Annotated in this window: 16 protein-coding genes; 8 read left to right on the top strand and 8 right to left on the bottom strand. The window is 68.8% G+C overall.

All coding sequences use genetic code 11. The features are described from left to right. Window positions 1–46 precede the first annotated feature (46 nt). On the top strand, window positions 47–643 hold the full coding sequence (locus tag CVV72_RS07455; RefSeq protein WP_219151672.1) for an SUMF1/EgtB/PvdO family nonheme iron enzyme: 597 nt from the start codon (window positions 47–49) through the stop codon (window positions 641–643). An 81-nt stretch (window positions 644–724) separates the two neighbouring features. Then, window positions 725–988 carry an amphi-Trp domain-containing protein gene (locus tag CVV72_RS07450; protein WP_125677397.1) on the top strand — a complete coding sequence of 88 codons (264 nt, stop codon included), beginning with the start codon at window positions 725–727 and terminating at the stop codon, window positions 986–988. Window positions 989–1,128: 140 nt separating this feature from the next. On the opposite strand, the gene CVV72_RS07445 is transcribed toward CVV72_RS07450, so the two are convergent. Next, on the bottom strand, window positions 1,129–1,854 hold the full coding sequence (locus tag CVV72_RS07445; RefSeq protein WP_219151671.1) for an SDR family oxidoreductase: 726 nt from the start codon (window positions 1,852–1,854) through the stop codon (window positions 1,129–1,131). 93 nt (window positions 1,855–1,947) lie between these two features. Between CVV72_RS07445 and CVV72_RS07440 the strand changes: the two genes are divergently transcribed. After that, window positions 1,948–2,622 (top strand): TetR/AcrR family transcriptional regulator, encoded by a 675-nt coding sequence (locus CVV72_RS07440; protein WP_219151670.1) that lies wholly within the window; start codon window positions 1,948–1,950, stop codon window positions 2,620–2,622. Between the two features lies 1 nt (window position 2,623). On the opposite strand, the gene CVV72_RS07435 is transcribed toward CVV72_RS07440, so the two are convergent. Together CVV72_RS07435 and CVV72_RS07430 are read right to left on the bottom strand one after the other, a co-directional pair. Next, window positions 2,624–3,472: a fructosamine kinase family protein gene (locus tag CVV72_RS07435; protein ID WP_219151669.1), complete on the bottom strand. Its 849-nt coding sequence runs from the start codon at window positions 3,470–3,472 to the stop codon at window positions 2,624–2,626. An 87-nt stretch (window positions 3,473–3,559) separates the two neighbouring features. Beyond that, complete coding sequence (locus CVV72_RS07430; protein WP_219151668.1) at window positions 3,560–4,378, bottom strand: helix-turn-helix domain-containing protein; 819 nt, start codon at window positions 4,376–4,378, stop codon at window positions 3,560–3,562. 57 nt (window positions 4,379–4,435) lie between these two features. Here CVV72_RS07430 and CVV72_RS07425 point away from each other — a divergent pair, with 57 nt between their 5' ends. Together CVV72_RS07425 and CVV72_RS07420 are read left to right on the top strand one after the other, a co-directional pair. Further along, on the top strand, window positions 4,436–5,287 hold the full coding sequence (locus tag CVV72_RS07425) for an alpha/beta fold hydrolase (protein ID WP_219151667.1): 852 nt from the start codon (window positions 4,436–4,438) through the stop codon (window positions 5,285–5,287). Between the two features lie 449 nt (window positions 5,288–5,736). After that, on the top strand, window positions 5,737–6,186 hold the full coding sequence (locus CVV72_RS07420) for a hypothetical protein (protein ID WP_219151666.1): 450 nt from the start codon (window positions 5,737–5,739) through the stop codon (window positions 6,184–6,186). A 160-nt stretch (window positions 6,187–6,346) separates the two neighbouring features. Here CVV72_RS07420 and CVV72_RS07415 read toward each other — a convergent pair whose 3' ends face one another. Continuing rightward, window positions 6,347–6,724, bottom strand: coding sequence for a hypothetical protein (locus tag CVV72_RS07415; RefSeq protein ID WP_219151665.1), 378 nt, complete (start codon window positions 6,722–6,724; stop codon window positions 6,347–6,349). Between the two features lie 161 nt (window positions 6,725–6,885). Between CVV72_RS07415 and CVV72_RS07410 the strand changes: the two genes are divergently transcribed. Together CVV72_RS07410 and CVV72_RS07405 are read left to right on the top strand one after the other, a co-directional pair. After that, a complete protein-coding gene (locus tag CVV72_RS07410) occupies window positions 6,886–7,641 on the top strand; it encodes a thioesterase II family protein (RefSeq protein ID WP_219151664.1) in 756 nt (251 codons plus the stop codon). 99 nt (window positions 7,642–7,740) lie between these two features. Then, window positions 7,741–8,757, top strand: coding sequence for an alpha/beta fold hydrolase (locus tag CVV72_RS07405; protein WP_219151663.1), 1,017 nt, complete (start codon window positions 7,741–7,743; stop codon window positions 8,755–8,757). On the opposite strand, the gene xylA is transcribed toward CVV72_RS07405, so the two are convergent. Then, entirely contained in the window at window positions 8,754–9,923 is a 1,170-nt protein-coding gene (gene xylA / locus CVV72_RS07400; RefSeq protein ID WP_219151662.1) for a xylose isomerase, read from the bottom strand. The genes CVV72_RS07405 and xylA overlap by 4 nt on opposite strands. Window positions 9,924–10,016: 93 nt before the next feature. Between xylA and CVV72_RS07395 the strand changes: the two genes are divergently transcribed. Continuing rightward, window positions 10,017–11,192: an ROK family transcriptional regulator gene (locus CVV72_RS07395; protein ID WP_219151661.1), complete on the top strand. Its 1,176-nt coding sequence runs from the start codon at window positions 10,017–10,019 to the stop codon at window positions 11,190–11,192. Here the strand turns inward: CVV72_RS07395 and CVV72_RS07390 are convergent. The 3 genes from CVV72_RS07390 to CVV72_RS07380 form a co-directional block, all read right to left on the bottom strand. Further along, window positions 11,149–11,610, bottom strand: coding sequence for a hypothetical protein (locus CVV72_RS07390; protein WP_219151660.1), 462 nt, complete (start codon window positions 11,608–11,610; stop codon window positions 11,149–11,151). The genes CVV72_RS07395 and CVV72_RS07390 overlap by 44 nt on opposite strands. A 115-nt stretch (window positions 11,611–11,725) precedes the next feature. Beyond that, window positions 11,726–12,103, bottom strand: a complete 378-nt coding sequence (locus CVV72_RS07385; protein ID WP_219151659.1) for a hypothetical protein — start codon at window positions 12,101–12,103, stop codon at window positions 11,726–11,728. Between the two features lie 183 nt (window positions 12,104–12,286). Beyond that, window positions 12,287–12,826, bottom strand: a complete 540-nt coding sequence (locus CVV72_RS07380; RefSeq protein WP_370641872.1) for an Lrp/AsnC family transcriptional regulator — start codon at window positions 12,824–12,826, stop codon at window positions 12,287–12,289. Between the last annotated feature and the right edge of the window lie 34 nt (window positions 12,827–12,860).

Genomic DNA, 12,860 nt, shown 5'->3' with positions numbered 1-12,860 from the left:
GGACGTCGAGCCACCCGCCCGCGCGCTGGGTAGCATCGGCCGCATCATGGAGATGATCACTGTGCCCGCGGGCGAGGTGACGCTGACGGACCGGCGGACACAGCGGAACTGGACCGTCGAGGTCGCGTCTTTTCTGCTCGCCCCGGTGCCGGTCACCCGCGAGCACGGCAGGCTCCCCCTCGTCGAGGTCTCCTGGCAGGACGCCCTCGGGTTCTGCAACACCCTGTCCGAACAGGAAGGCCTCGCTCCCGCCTACCGGCTGGATTCCCTGGCCTGGGACCGGACCGCGAACGGCTATCGGCTGCCCTCGGAAGCGGAATGGGAGTACGCCTGCCGCGCCGGCACGAGCGGTCCGCGCTACGGGCCGCTCGACGAGATCGCCTGGTACCGCGAGAACTCCGCGGAGACCGTGCACGAGGTCGGCGGCAAGGCGCCCAACGCGTGGGGCCTGCACGACATGCTCGGCAATGTCTGGGAATGGTGCTGGGACGTGTACGACGCCGAGGTGTACGGCGAATACCGCGTCCTGAAGGGCGGCGGCTGGTTCGACGAGCAGTGGAGTTGCCGGGCTTCGGTAAGGCGCCGCAGTCACCCGACCTTCCGGGTCGACGACGTGGGCTTCCGTCTCGCCCGGTCACTGTGACCCCGCCTCCGCGACGTGATGATCACGCGATTGAATGACCGCACGGACACCCGGCCAGGGTGTCGGACCCTGGAGGAAACCGTGACCGGAACCGCTCCCCGAGACGTCGAACGCGTCTATTCCACCGCCGACGTCGTCGCGAAACTGCGCCGGCTCGCCGACGCGCTCGAGTCCGAGACCTCTTTCCGCATCCAGATCGCCGGGGAACGGTTCCGCGTCCCCGCCCGCGCGCAGTTCTCGATCGAGCACGAGCGTGGCGACGGCGAGGAAGAGGTCGAGTTCCAGCTGAAGTGGAAGATCGAGGAGACCGACTCGGACGACGACTCCGAGGGCACCGTCGTCTGATCTGTCCATAAAGGACTGGGCGGGCTCGTGCTTCGGCGGTGGGCCCGCCCGCTTTCATGTCGCGAAAGCCACTTTCAGGACGTCAGACGTCGCGAAAGTGGCTTTCGCAACGTGCCCGAGCCTTGGCCCAGGATTGCCACTCAGACGATGCCGCCGTTGGCGCGAAGGACCTGGCCGTTGACCCAGCGGGCCGGGCCGGCGAGGAACGAGACGACCTCGGCGATGTCGGACGGGGTGCCGAGACGTTCGAGCGGGGGCTGCGCCGCCATGCTCGCGACGGTCGCCTCGTCCTTGCCGTCGAGGAACAGTGCCGTGGCGGTCGGACCGGGCGCGACCGCGTTCACGGTGATGTCGCGGCCGCGCAGTTCGCGAGCGAGGACCAGGGTGATCGCCTCGACCGCACCCTTCGAGGCGGCATAGGCGGCGTATCCCGGCAACGCGAGGCCGAGCACCGACGTGGAGAAGTTGATGATCGCGCCACCGTCGCGGACACGGCGGGCAGCCTGCTGGTCGACCACGAAGGTGCCGCGGATGTTGGTGCGGTGCAACCGGTCCAGCCGGTCGAGGTCCAGTTCGGCCACCGGCGCGAGGTACAAGGCACCCGCGGCGTGGACCACGACGTCGACTCCGCCGAAGGTCTTCTCCGCGACGTCGAACACGGCCGCGACGGCCTGCTCGTCGGCGACATCGGCCTGTGCCGCAATCGCCTGACCTCCGCCGGCGGTGATCGCGTCGACCGCGGACTGGGCCTCGTCCTTGTTGCCGCCGTAGCCGACGACGACCGCGAACCCGTCGGACGCCAGCCGCTCGGCCGACTGCCTGCCGATGCCCCGCGAGCCGCCGGTGACGATCGCTACGCGTGCCATGCAAGTACTCCCATCAGGCGTTTTCATTGATAACGGAATCACTGTATCAGTGATATCAAACCAGCGCTAACACGTGAGTGTTATCGTCGATACATGACGTTGACGACGAAAGACCGGTTGATCCGCGCGGCCGCGGAGCTCTTGGAGGAGGGCGGGCGCGAGGCGCTGTCGACGCGCGCGGTCAGCGCCGCCGCCGGTGTGCAGGCGCCGACGCTCTACCGGATTTTCGGCGACAAGGACGGACTTCTCGATGCCGTCGCCACGTACGGCTTCAAGAGCTACCTGGAGGGAAAGCACGCTCTCGGGCAGACCGGCGACCCGGTGCGCGACCTCCGGCGAGGCTGGGACCTGCACGTCGAGTTCGGCCTGCGCCAGCCCGCCTTCTACATGCTCATGTACGGCGAGCCCCGCGTCCGCGAAGCGCGCCAGGACGCCGACGCGATACTCCACCGGATCATCGAACGCATCGCCGAGGCGGGCAGGCTGCGCGTGCCGGTCGAACGAGCCGCGCGGTTGGTGCACGCGACCGGAATGGGGGTGATCCTGTCCTTCCTCGCGAGCCCGCCGGAGCAGCGCGATCCGGATCTGATCAGCGCCGCGCGCGAACACGTGATCGCGGCGATCACCACCGACCGCGCGGACAAGGCTTCGGACATCCCCAGTCGCGCGATCGCGCTCAAAGCCGCGTTGGCGAAGGAACCCGACGACGTCCTGACTCCCGCCGAGCGGGCGATGCTTGACGAATGGCTCGACCGCCTCGCGCGCTGAGCTACCGGCCGACGGCCTTCGCCGCCGCGACCGCCTGCCCGGCATAGGACCGTCCGAAAAGGACGGTATGCACCAGAAGCGGGAACAACTGGTGCGCGCCGATCCGATCGGTCCAGCCGTCGGCGAGCGGGGCGACCTCCTGGTAAGCGGCGAGGACCCGGTCGAGCAACGGGCAGCCGAACAACTGCAGCATCGCCAGATCGGTTTCGCGATGGCCGCCGTGGGCGGCCGGGTCGATGAGCGACGCCTCGACGGCTCCCCACAGCACGTTGCCGTTCCACAGGTCACCATGCAGGCGCGCAGGAGGCTCCGACACTTCGGGAAGCCGTGTGCAAGCCTGCTCGATGACAGCGGCTTCGTCACCGTCCAGCGTGCCTTCGTCGACCGCACGGCGGAGGTAGGGCAGGACCCGATGCTCGGCATACCAGGTCGGCCAGTCCTCGCCCGGCGTGTTCTCCATCGGCGCCAGGCCGATCCACGCGTCAGCGGGCCCGTCCGGCGGCGCCGCGCCGAACGCGGGCGCGCCCGACGCGTGCAGCTCCGCGAGCCCCCTCCCCAGCCGCTCCGCCGCGTGATGCGTCGGCCTTCCGCCGCCGACCAGTTCCGTGACCAGCCATTCGCCGTCGTGGCCGCGAACCTCGGGCACCCGCACCGCACCGGGCTCCCCCAGCCACCGCAGGCCCGCGGCCTCGGCCGGTGTCGCGTTCCTGGCGTGGCCACGTTTGACGACCACCGTGTCGCCGCTGTCGAGCACCACTTCGGTCACCCCGCTCGACAGGCTCCGCTGCTCGGCGACGGCGCGTCCGGTGATCTTCGTGGCAGCCTCGGCAGGCGTCGAAACCTCGGTCATGCCCGCAACCTACCTCCGCCGATCGGGTGAACGCTCGTTGTACGGAGAGGAATCCGCGTGCGTGCGTTTTCGAGAGACGAACGGCCTTCACCGGGGCGAAACGAACAGCCCCGCCGGTTTACCGACCTCGGTCGGGCTGTGTCCGGTCAACACCCGGAACTCTCGGACGAGGTGCGCCTGGTCGCTGTATCCGCTCGAATGCGCGACCTCCGCCCAGGAAAGCGACGACGCCCGGTCCAGCAGCGCCAGCACTCGATTGAGCCGGGCGATACGTCCGACGGTGCGGGGATTCAGCCCGATCTGCTCGCGGAACCGGACGTTGAGGTGCTGTCTGCTCCAGCCGATCTCGTCCGCGAGGACGCCGACGCGGACCGGGCCCGCGCAAAGCCGATCCCACGCATATCGGACAGGCGCGGCCAGCTCTGGGCCGCGAGCGAGCCTCGCCGCCAGGTACGCGTCCAGCAGCCGGAATCTCTCCGGCCAGTCCACCGCTTCGGCCAGCCGTCCGGTCAGCGACCCGGCGGGCAGCAGGTCCGACGCCGCGACGACCGAGTTCGCCAGCTCCCGCAACGGGATCCCGAACAACGCGTACGAACCGAGCGGGGTCAGGGTGACGACGATCCCGCGCGAACACCCGGCCTGCTCGACGCGCAACGGCCGGTCCCGCAAGCCCAGCACCGGAGAGGCGGGAACATCCGGCCCTCTGGCAGGCGCGTCGATGTCGATCACCCAGGTGAGCACGGACAACGGGGTGACCTGCCAGGAGTTCGCGCCCGCGTCGGGAAGATCGTGCGCGACGTAGCTCGACACGTGGGCGGCGAGGGCGGGGTGCGGACGGCCGAGAATCCGCTCGCCCGGCGCGCGGACGATCTGCCGCCGCGGCACCACGAGACCCCACCCGCCCATGGCGTCATCTTACTTTCGTTCAAGACCCGGAAGACGGGTTTGCCTAGCGTTCCGCTCATGGACAAAATCGGAGGTTTCCGAAATCCGGCGGCCGAAAAACGCTATTTCGCCGCCTACGACCGCGCCATGGCCGAATGCCCGGAACCGGGCACGGTCTTCGACGTCGAAACGCGCCACGGCACCACGCGGGTCTACCGCTACGGCGATGGCGGCAACCCGATCGTCCTGCTGCCGGGACTCATGGCGACCTCGGCCTGTTTCGCGGCGCTGATCCCGGCCTTGGCGGAACACCACACCGTCTACGCGATCGACACTCTCGGCGAAGCGGGCCGCAGCGTGCAAAAGGCGCCGTTCAAGAACATCCGCGACCGCACGAGCGCCCTCGACGACGTCTTCGAAAACCTGGGATTGAGGGACGTCCGCCTCGTCGGTGGTTCGACCGGAGGCTGGCACGCGGTCAACCAGGCGATCCACGCACCCGGCAGGCTCGCGTCCCTCACGTTGCTCGACGCGACCACCGTCTCGGCGCCGTTCACCCGGAAAGTCTTCGGGTACGGCTTGGCCGCCGCCGTACTCGACAGCGATCGGCTGTGGCGCCGGTTCTTGACGTGGTCCGCCGGCGAGGACGTCTTCGACCAGCCAGCCGCGCGGCTCGTGCTCGCCGGTATCCGGTGCTATCGCGCCCGGGTGCCGTTCCAGGTCTGCCCGAGCGAGGAGGCGTTGCGGTCCATCGAAGTGCCCACGCTCGCCCTGTTCGGCGGGCGCAGCGTGGTGCACGATTCCGCCGCTGCCGCCGCGCGACTGAAGATCCTGCTCCCCCATGCCGACGTCGAAATCCTGCCGGACGCCGGTCACTACCTCTATCTCCGCCCGCCGGACCGAGACCTGATCATCGACAGGGTCGCTTAGGTCCTGTAAGTGATCGTCAAAGACGACGCCGTTGGCGACCTCGAGTGGATCGTTTCCGTTCGATGGCGAACAAGGCCGGCGCCAGGGGGGATCATGCTGATCTTTTCGAAGCGCAGGCATCGGGCGAGGACCAGGCGGCGACGTTGTCCTGGCGGGAACCGGCTCTGGATGCCACCGGTCGGAATCCGGCCGACGTTCCGGATCACCGAGGGTGCCGTTCAGCGCGCCGTCCACGTTGTTGTAGATGATCGCACCGACCGCGCCCGCCTCGCCGCGGCCGTCTGCTTCTGCACGAACGGGCAGGCACCGTGTTGTACCAGCACGATCTTGCCGGTCACGCCGGAGTAGTCGCCTCGCAGCCCGGGTCGCGTCGCTCGGCACCACGCCGGCGGCGCGGAGCGAGATCCAGCGGTATCGGCTGCGCGAGCAGGCCAGGGCAGAATTGGGACATGACCTTCGAGTCCGAGTACGCCCGGATGTGCGAGCAGACCAACCAGATGCTCCGGGAAGAATCGATAGCGGTCGCCAGGCGGGTACTTATCGCGACCGACCAGCAGTACCTGGCCCGCGGCTACGGTGTTCAAGCCCACGGCTTCCGGCGCCTGCGCGACGCGCTCGCCGACCAGCTTCTCGATCTGCTCACCGCGTCAAGGCGCGCCAGTACCAGTTTTGCCGACACCGACCTGCCTGTGGCGATCAGATCCAACTCTTACGGCGACAGCTGGGTAGACCCGGGTGCCGACGCGATCGGGCAGCTGGCAGCGGCATTGGCCCGCGCGGCCACCATGCTCGTCGGCACCACACCCAGTGACTTCACCGACGAGTCGACCGGAGAGTGGGCCACCGGCGTGCTGAACGCGGTTCGCACGGCCGCGGAGAAGGTGATCAAGGTGGACTAGGCGGTGTCCTGTAAGTCTGTTCGATGGGCTTCGTGATCCAGGTGGTTCCTGGCGGTGCGGGCGGATCGGCCTCGTACCGGGTCGTACTCGGCCGCGTCCGCCCGTGCCGCCAGGGGCCGCCAGGGCGCGAAGACCGCGAACAAGACTTGCAGGACACCGCCTAGGCGGCCCGCGCGCCGGAGCCTCGGCGCGCGGCGGCCAGACTGGCTCGGCAGGCGGCGATCAGTCTGGCCGAGGCGGCGCTTTCGCCGTGACCGCACCGAGGACAGGACATCGTGACGTCGCCGGACAGTTCGTCGACGGAGACGGTCAAAGCGGTGGCGCACGAACGGCACCAGCGATGGCGCGTGATCGGGTTGACGTGCAGCGGGGAAGCCACGCACTGGTGGATCCAGCGGCCGTGCACGTGGCAGGTCAGGCGGTCGTCCGGGGACAGGCGGCCGACGTCTTCGGCGTCGTCCTCCATCGCCAGCAGAACCGGCAAGGTGCGGCTCACCGGGTTCAGCCGCGTGGTCGAGGCCAGTGTCGTGGTGTTCATCGCTTTCTCCTTCCGGCTCTTATCAGGACGTCGAACGGGCAGCGCCAGATACGACACGGCCGGGCAGCCTTTTGCCGAAACCTCCCTCAAGCGGGTGAATTGATCTTGGCCGAATCCGAACCGTTACCCCATTCGGGTTAATCGCGCGTATCTTTCGGATCATGACGGCCGCCCTCGTTTCACTGTCCACATCAGACAGTCGCGAACCCGGCTACCTGCTGTTTCCGCCCGCGGGCGGTACCAGCCGGGCATTCGACGCGCTCGCGGGCGCGGTCGACGCGGACGTCCTGGCCTTCGAATATCCCGGGCACGGGGAACGGCTCGCGGAATCACCGGCGTCCTCCCTCGAAGAGCTCGCCGCACACTTGGCCGCTGTGACACCGAAGGCCTGGTTCTCCCGCTCCGTGACGATCGGATTCGGAATGGGCGCCTTCGTCGCCTTGGAAACCGCTCAACGCCTCGGTGTCGCCCCCGGCGCGCTGGTCGTCGTGGACGCGTGCGCCCCACAGCGGCGCTCGCCGGACAAGAACGCCAAGGCAGGCGCGTCGGCGATGGGGCGGGTGTTCGGCCGCACCGGGCTCACCCCCGTCGCGGGCTATCGCGACTCGCCCGAAAGCTGGGAGTACGCCCTCGACCTGCTGCTCGGCGACCTCCAACTGCTGAACGCCTACCGCGGGCCCGCCAGGACACGGCTCCCGTGCCCGATCGCGGCGATCCGCGGCGCCGACGATCCCGCGTCCGCATCGGGCGACGACGCCACAGGTGGCTGGCGGGTGTGGACGTCCGGTCCGTTCGTGGGACGCGTCGTACCCGGTGGTTATCTGGGCGTTCTCGACCCCGGCAGGGAGGCCGCGTTCTGGGCCCGGATCCGGAGGCTGGAGGCGGCCTTCGTGGCCGCCGAGCCGGAAGTCGCCTAGTACGTGACGTACACCGGTGACGTCGTCCGACGGTCGCCGCGTCAGGAGCCCGCACCCTAATTTCGTCCCCGTACCAGGCGTTTCGCGGGAGGAATCAGGATGCTCAGCAGGAGAAGGTTCGCGCAGGCCGTCGTCGCCGCGACAGCGGGAGCCACCGTGGCGGGCTGCTCGGCCCAGCCCGCGGCCGCCCCCGCGGCGACGCCCGCCACGACCGGCGGGAACACCTCGTTCGGTCCGATCAAGCAGATCGACGCCGGGGACCTGAGCATCGGTTACGCCGAAGCCGGCCCCGTCGGCGGTCCGGTGGTGGTCCTCCTGCACGGCTGGCCCTACGACATCCACAGCTACGTCGACGTCACCCCGCGTCTGGTCGCGGCCGGGTACCGGGTGATCGTGCCGTTCCTGCGTGGCTACGGGCCGACCAGGTTCCTGTCGGAGGACACGTTCCGCAACGGCCAGCAGTCCGCGATCGCCGCCGACATCGTCGCGTTGCTGGACGCCCTCAAGATCGACAAGGCCGTCTTCGGCGGCTTCGACTGGGGCGCCCGAACGGCCGTGATCATCGCCGCGCTGTGGCCCGAACGGTGCAAAGCACTCGTCTCGGTGAGCGGCTACCTGGTGACCAACCGGGAGACGAACAAGCAGCCGCTTTCCCCAGCCGCCGAACTCGGCTGGTGGTATCAGTACTACTTCGCCACCGAGCGCGGCATCCTCGGCTACACGAAGAACCGCCACGACTTCAACAGGCTGATCTGGAAGATCGCGTCGCCGAAGTGGGCCTTCGACGACGCGACCTACGACCGTTCCGCGGCGTGTTTCGACAACCCGGACCACGTCGCCATCGTGATCCACAACTACCGGTGGCGGCTGAGCCTCGCCGACGGCGACCCGAAACTCGACGCGCTGGAAGCGAAACTCGCGCAGGGACCGGCGGTTTCGGTGCCCACCATCACGATCGGCAGCGATTTCGACGGCCCGAACACCGACGGCAAGGCGTATCGGTCGAAGTTCCCCGGCAAGTACGAGCACCGTGTCCTGAACGGGATCGGCCACAACGTCCCGCAGGAGGCGCCGGAGGAGTTCGCCAAGGCCGTCCTCGACGTCGACCGGTTCTAGCGTGCCCCGGTGAGGTGTTCGAGGGCCAGTTGGGACAGGCGGATGAAGCCGTAACCCCGTTCCGCGGCCTTGTCCGGGTCGAAGTCCTCGAACGCCGAGCGGTCCGCCAGCAGATCCGCCGCCGTCTCGCCCTCGCCGAGGGTCGGCGTCGCCAGCTCGGGAACGAGCGCGGTTTCCAGCGCGGCACGCACCTCGGGATCGGCGCGGAACGCGCGGGCGCGTTCGGCGAACAGGAGGTAGCTCGCCATGTTGGCCTCGGCACTGGCCCACACGCCGTCCATGTTCTCCGTGCGCAGCGGCTTGTAGTCGAAATGCCGCGGCCCGTCGTAGCCGCCGTGCTCCAGCAGATCGACCAGGAAGAACGACGACAGCACGTCGCCGTGCCCGAACACGAGGTCCTGATCGAACCGCGGGCCGCGCTGGCCGTTGAGATCGATGTGGAACAGCTTGCCCTGCCACAGGGCCTGCCCGATGCCGTGGACGATGTTGAGCCCGGCCATCTGCTCGTGCCCGACCTCCGGGTTCACGCCGACGATCTCGTGGTTGTCCAGCGTGGAGATGAACGCCAGCGCGTGCCCGATGGTCGGCAGCAGGATGTCGCCGCGTGGTTCGTTCGGCTTCGGTTCGAGCGCGAGCCGGAGGCCGTAGCGCTGGTCGAGGACGTACTGGGCGAGGAAATCGATACCCTCGCGGTAGCGGTCCATCGCCGCGCGGACGTCCTTCGCGGCGTCGGTCTCGCTGCCTTCACGGCCACCCCAGAGCACGAACGTCGACGCGCCGAGCTCGGCGGCGAGATCGAGGTTCCGGAGCACCTTCCGCAGCGCGTAGCGGCGGACATCGCGGTCGTTGCTGGTCAGGCCGCCGTCTTTGAAAACGGGGTGGCTGAACAGGTTCGTGGTGACCATCGGGACGACGAGACCGGTCTCGGCGAGCGCGCCCTGGAAGCGCTTGAGGTGCCGCGCGCGGTCCGCGTCGGCCGAGCCGAACGGGACGAGGTCGTCGTCGTGGAAGGTGATCCCCCAGGCACCGAGATCCGAGAGACGGTGCACGGCTTCGACCGGGTCGAGCGGAGGACGGCTCGCCGGGCCGAACATGTCGTTCGCCTGCCAGCCCACGGTCCACAGCCCGAAGCTGAACTTGTCCTCACGCGTCGGTGCCTGAGCCATCTCGCCTCCCAATTAGTTTGATGCCTGAACTTATCGACGTCACTCCGGCGGGTCAAGGCTTTCGTTCAGGCATCGAACGAATACAATCGCGCGATGATCGGCACGCGTCCGGCGGGACAGCACACCGTGCGGCAGCACAACGCCGCCCTCGTCCTCGGCGCGATCGCGGACGGGCCGGGCACTTCGCGGGCAGGCCTCGCCGCCGCCACCGGACTCACGAAGGCCACCGTGTCGACCGTGGTCGACCGCCTGATCGCGGCGGATCTCGTGGCCGAAGGCGAGCCAGAACAACGCTCCGGCCCCGGACGGCGCGGCACCGTCGTGTCGCTCTCCCCCACCGGCCCGCACGGGCTCGGGATCGAAATCGGCGTCGACTACCTGGCGTCCTGTCTCGTCGATCTGACCGGCACCGTCCGGGCGCAGGAAGTCCGGTACGCGGACAACCGGACCCCGCGCGTCTTCCAGCGCGTCTCGGCGTTCCTGCGCAAAGCGCGGAAGCAGGCTGACGCGCTGGGTGTTCCCGTCGGCGGCGTCGGTATCGCGGTCCCGGGCCTGGTCGAATCCGGGCTCGTGCGGCTGGCGCCCAACCTGGGCTGGCGCGACGTCGACCTGGCCGACCGGCTCGGCGAGACCTTCACCGTCGCCAACGAAGCGAACTTCGCGGCACTCGCCGAGCTCTGGCACGGCTCGGCGTTGCCGGATTTCGTCCACGTGTCCGGTGAGATCGGGATCGGCGCGGGCATCGTGCTGGATCGCGCCCTGTTCGAGGGCGTCCGCGGTGCGGGCGGCGAGATCGGTCACCTGCCGGTGGCGCCCGACGGCCCGCCGTGTTCCTGCGGCGCGAACGGTTGCCTGGAACGGATGGCGGGCCAGGAGGAGATCCTGCGGCTCGCGGGCGCGAAAACGGTGGACGATCTGGTCTCCGCGCTGGAATCCGGCGAGGACGCGGCGACTGCCGCGGTGACCACGGCGGCGGGACATCTCGGCGTCGGACTGTCCACTGTGGTCAATCTGATGGACGTTCCGGCGGTGGTGCTAGGCGGAACCTACGCGCGGCTGGAACCATGGCTGCGTGAGCCACTCCTCGCCGAGTTGGAGCGCCGTGTGCCCAGCACGGCGTGGTCGCCGGTCCGGGTCGTCCGCTCGGCGCTCGGCACTGGAGCCGCCGTACGGGGCGCCGCCGCCTCGGTGATCCGCGGCGTTCTCGCAGACCCCGAGCACTATCTCACGACTCACTGGCCATCCGATCAGGACGCTCAGGGCCACTGACCTCCGGCAGCAACGGCTCGATGGCCTGCGCCCGGCGTTCGATGTCGGGCCTCCCGGCCCGCCGCGCGTAGTCGATGAGGGCGTCCCGGTCGTCCTGGGGAAGCCAGCCCTGCTCGCTCCCGGTCTCCAACCGCACGAGGTACCGCACCAGCTCAACCGACTCGGCGCCGAACTCCCGCATCCGGCGCGTCAGCAGCTCCGCCGCCGCGAGATAGCCGTTGTTCCACGCGTGGACCGCCAGCAACTGCGCCGTCGCGGCGAGGATGTCGCCGAGGTGGAACCCGCCCTCCGCCGCGAGATGCCCAGCGAGGCGGAAACTCCGTCTGCCCTCGCCGACCGGCCCCTCCTCGCGAATCGCTTCGAGCAGCGCCCCGATCTGCCGCGTCAGGTAGTCCTGACCCGCGCCCTCCACCTTCACCGCATTCCTCCACCCAGTCGCCGCGATCGTAGGAAGGTGTCAATGGGGAGTACGTCAGATACAGCGAATGCCGAACCGTTATCACCCGAATGGGGTGTTCGGCGGTGCGTTTCGGTCAGCAAGGTGCCACGGCTCCGGTCTCGCCCGCGGCGCACCAACCCGGATGACGGCGGAGCCACTCGTCGCGCTGCTTCTCGATGTCGCGCTGCGTCATTACCCGTCCGGCGTTGACGCAACCGCCGGTCCGGCACTTGATGTTCGTCCCCGGTTCGGCGCACTGATCCTCGTCCTCGCGGCAGGCCGCCTGTGCTTTCGTCTTGGCGGGAGCCTTGCTCATGGCGGGCGCGGCTGTTGTCGAGGTGGTCACGACCGTCGTGGTCACCTCAGTGGTCGTGACCGTGACGGGTGGGCGCGCCGGCGGTGCCTGCTTCGCGCAGGCGACCGCCACGAAGCACGACACGGCTACCGACAGCAGGAGCAGGACCCGCGCCATGATTCCTCCGCCTCCGCCATCGAACCCGCCTGTATTCGGCGAGAAGGCGAGGAGCGTTACACGTGGGATGCACGTGGCGATTCCGAAGTCCGTGAAGGCCTCCTTGAAGGACTCTAGGTCCCTCAAGGAGGCCTTCACGGACCACGCCACGCACCTCCCTGCCGGTCCCGACTCATGCAGGCATTACCACTCACGAGGGGCGACGCCCGGTTGTTCCTCGAAGATCAGCCAAGTCCGCGTCGACCGCACGCCGTCCAGCGCCTGCAACCGTTCCAGTACGACGTCCCGCAGCGAAGCGTTGTCCGGTGTCCGTACCAGCAGCAGGATGTCGAAGTCGCCGCCGACGAGCGAAACGTGCTCGACGAACGGGATCTGCCGCAGCTCGGCCGACATCGTCCGCCATGACGTCTGCTCGACGGTGATCAGGATGTACGCGCTCGTCCCGAGCCCGGCACGCCGCGGGTCGATCCTGGCACCGAAGCCGGTGATGACGCCTTCGGACATCAGCCGGTCCAATCGCGCGTAGGCGTTGGTGCGGGAAATGTGCAGCCGTTCCGCCAGCGCGCGGACGGCGAGCCTGCCGTCCGCGGTCAGCTCGGCGAGAATCGCGCGATCGATGTCGTCGAGGGCAAGGACCGTTCGTCCCGGATCCCGGCCGTGAGCCACGCCACTACTGGACGGTTGGCCGGACTGAACCGATTCCGAGGACAGTTTGTCGCTCATTTCGCGTACCTCTTGAACACTGAGACCCCGGAAA

The sequence above is a fragment of the Amycolatopsis sp. TNS106 genome (assembly GCF_019330265.1).
GTDB lineage: Bacteria > Actinomycetota > Actinomycetes > Mycobacteriales > Pseudonocardiaceae > Amycolatopsis > Amycolatopsis lurida.
Note: the sequence above shows the minus strand (reverse complement) of the source record. Positions and strands in the feature narration are given on the sequence as shown.

Bases quoted from the DNA above. Each gene is read 5' to 3' on its own strand.
- CVV72_RS07455 (WP_219151672.1), top strand. From the start codon at position 47: ATGGAGATGATCACTGTGCCCGCGGGCGAGGTGACGCTGACGGACCGG.
- CVV72_RS07445 (WP_219151671.1), bottom strand. From the start codon at position 1,854: ATGGCACGCGTAGCGATCGTCACCGGCGGCTCGCGGGGCATCGGCAGG.
- CVV72_RS07440 (WP_219151670.1), top strand. From the start codon at position 1,948: ATGACGTTGACGACGAAAGACCGGTTGATCCGCGCGGCCGCGGAGCTC.
- CVV72_RS07435 (WP_219151669.1), bottom strand. From the start codon at position 3,472: ATGACCGAGGTTTCGACGCCTGCCGAGGCTGCCACGAAGATCACCGGA.
- CVV72_RS07430 (WP_219151668.1), bottom strand. From the start codon at position 4,378: ATGGGCGGGTGGGGTCTCGTGGTGCCGCGGCGGCAGATCGTCCGCGCG.
- CVV72_RS07425 (WP_219151667.1), top strand. From the start codon at position 4,436: ATGGACAAAATCGGAGGTTTCCGAAATCCGGCGGCCGAAAAACGCTAT.
- CVV72_RS07420 (WP_219151666.1), top strand. From the start codon at position 5,737: ATGACCTTCGAGTCCGAGTACGCCCGGATGTGCGAGCAGACCAACCAG.
- CVV72_RS07415 (WP_219151665.1), bottom strand. From the start codon at position 6,724: ATGAACACCACGACACTGGCCTCGACCACGCGGCTGAACCCGGTGAGC.
- CVV72_RS07410 (WP_219151664.1), top strand. From the start codon at position 6,886: ATGACGGCCGCCCTCGTTTCACTGTCCACATCAGACAGTCGCGAACCC.
- CVV72_RS07405 (WP_219151663.1), top strand. From the start codon at position 7,741: ATGCTCAGCAGGAGAAGGTTCGCGCAGGCCGTCGTCGCCGCGACAGCG.
- xylA (WP_219151662.1), bottom strand. From the start codon at position 9,923: ATGGCTCAGGCACCGACGCGTGAGGACAAGTTCAGCTTCGGGCTGTGG.
- CVV72_RS07395 (WP_219151661.1), top strand. From the start codon at position 10,017: ATGATCGGCACGCGTCCGGCGGGACAGCACACCGTGCGGCAGCACAAC.
- CVV72_RS07385 (WP_219151659.1), bottom strand. From the start codon at position 12,103: ATGGCGCGGGTCCTGCTCCTGCTGTCGGTAGCCGTGTCGTGCTTCGTG.
- CVV72_RS07380 (WP_370641872.1), bottom strand. From the start codon at position 12,826: ATGAGCGACAAACTGTCCTCGGAATCGGTTCAGTCCGGCCAACCGTCC.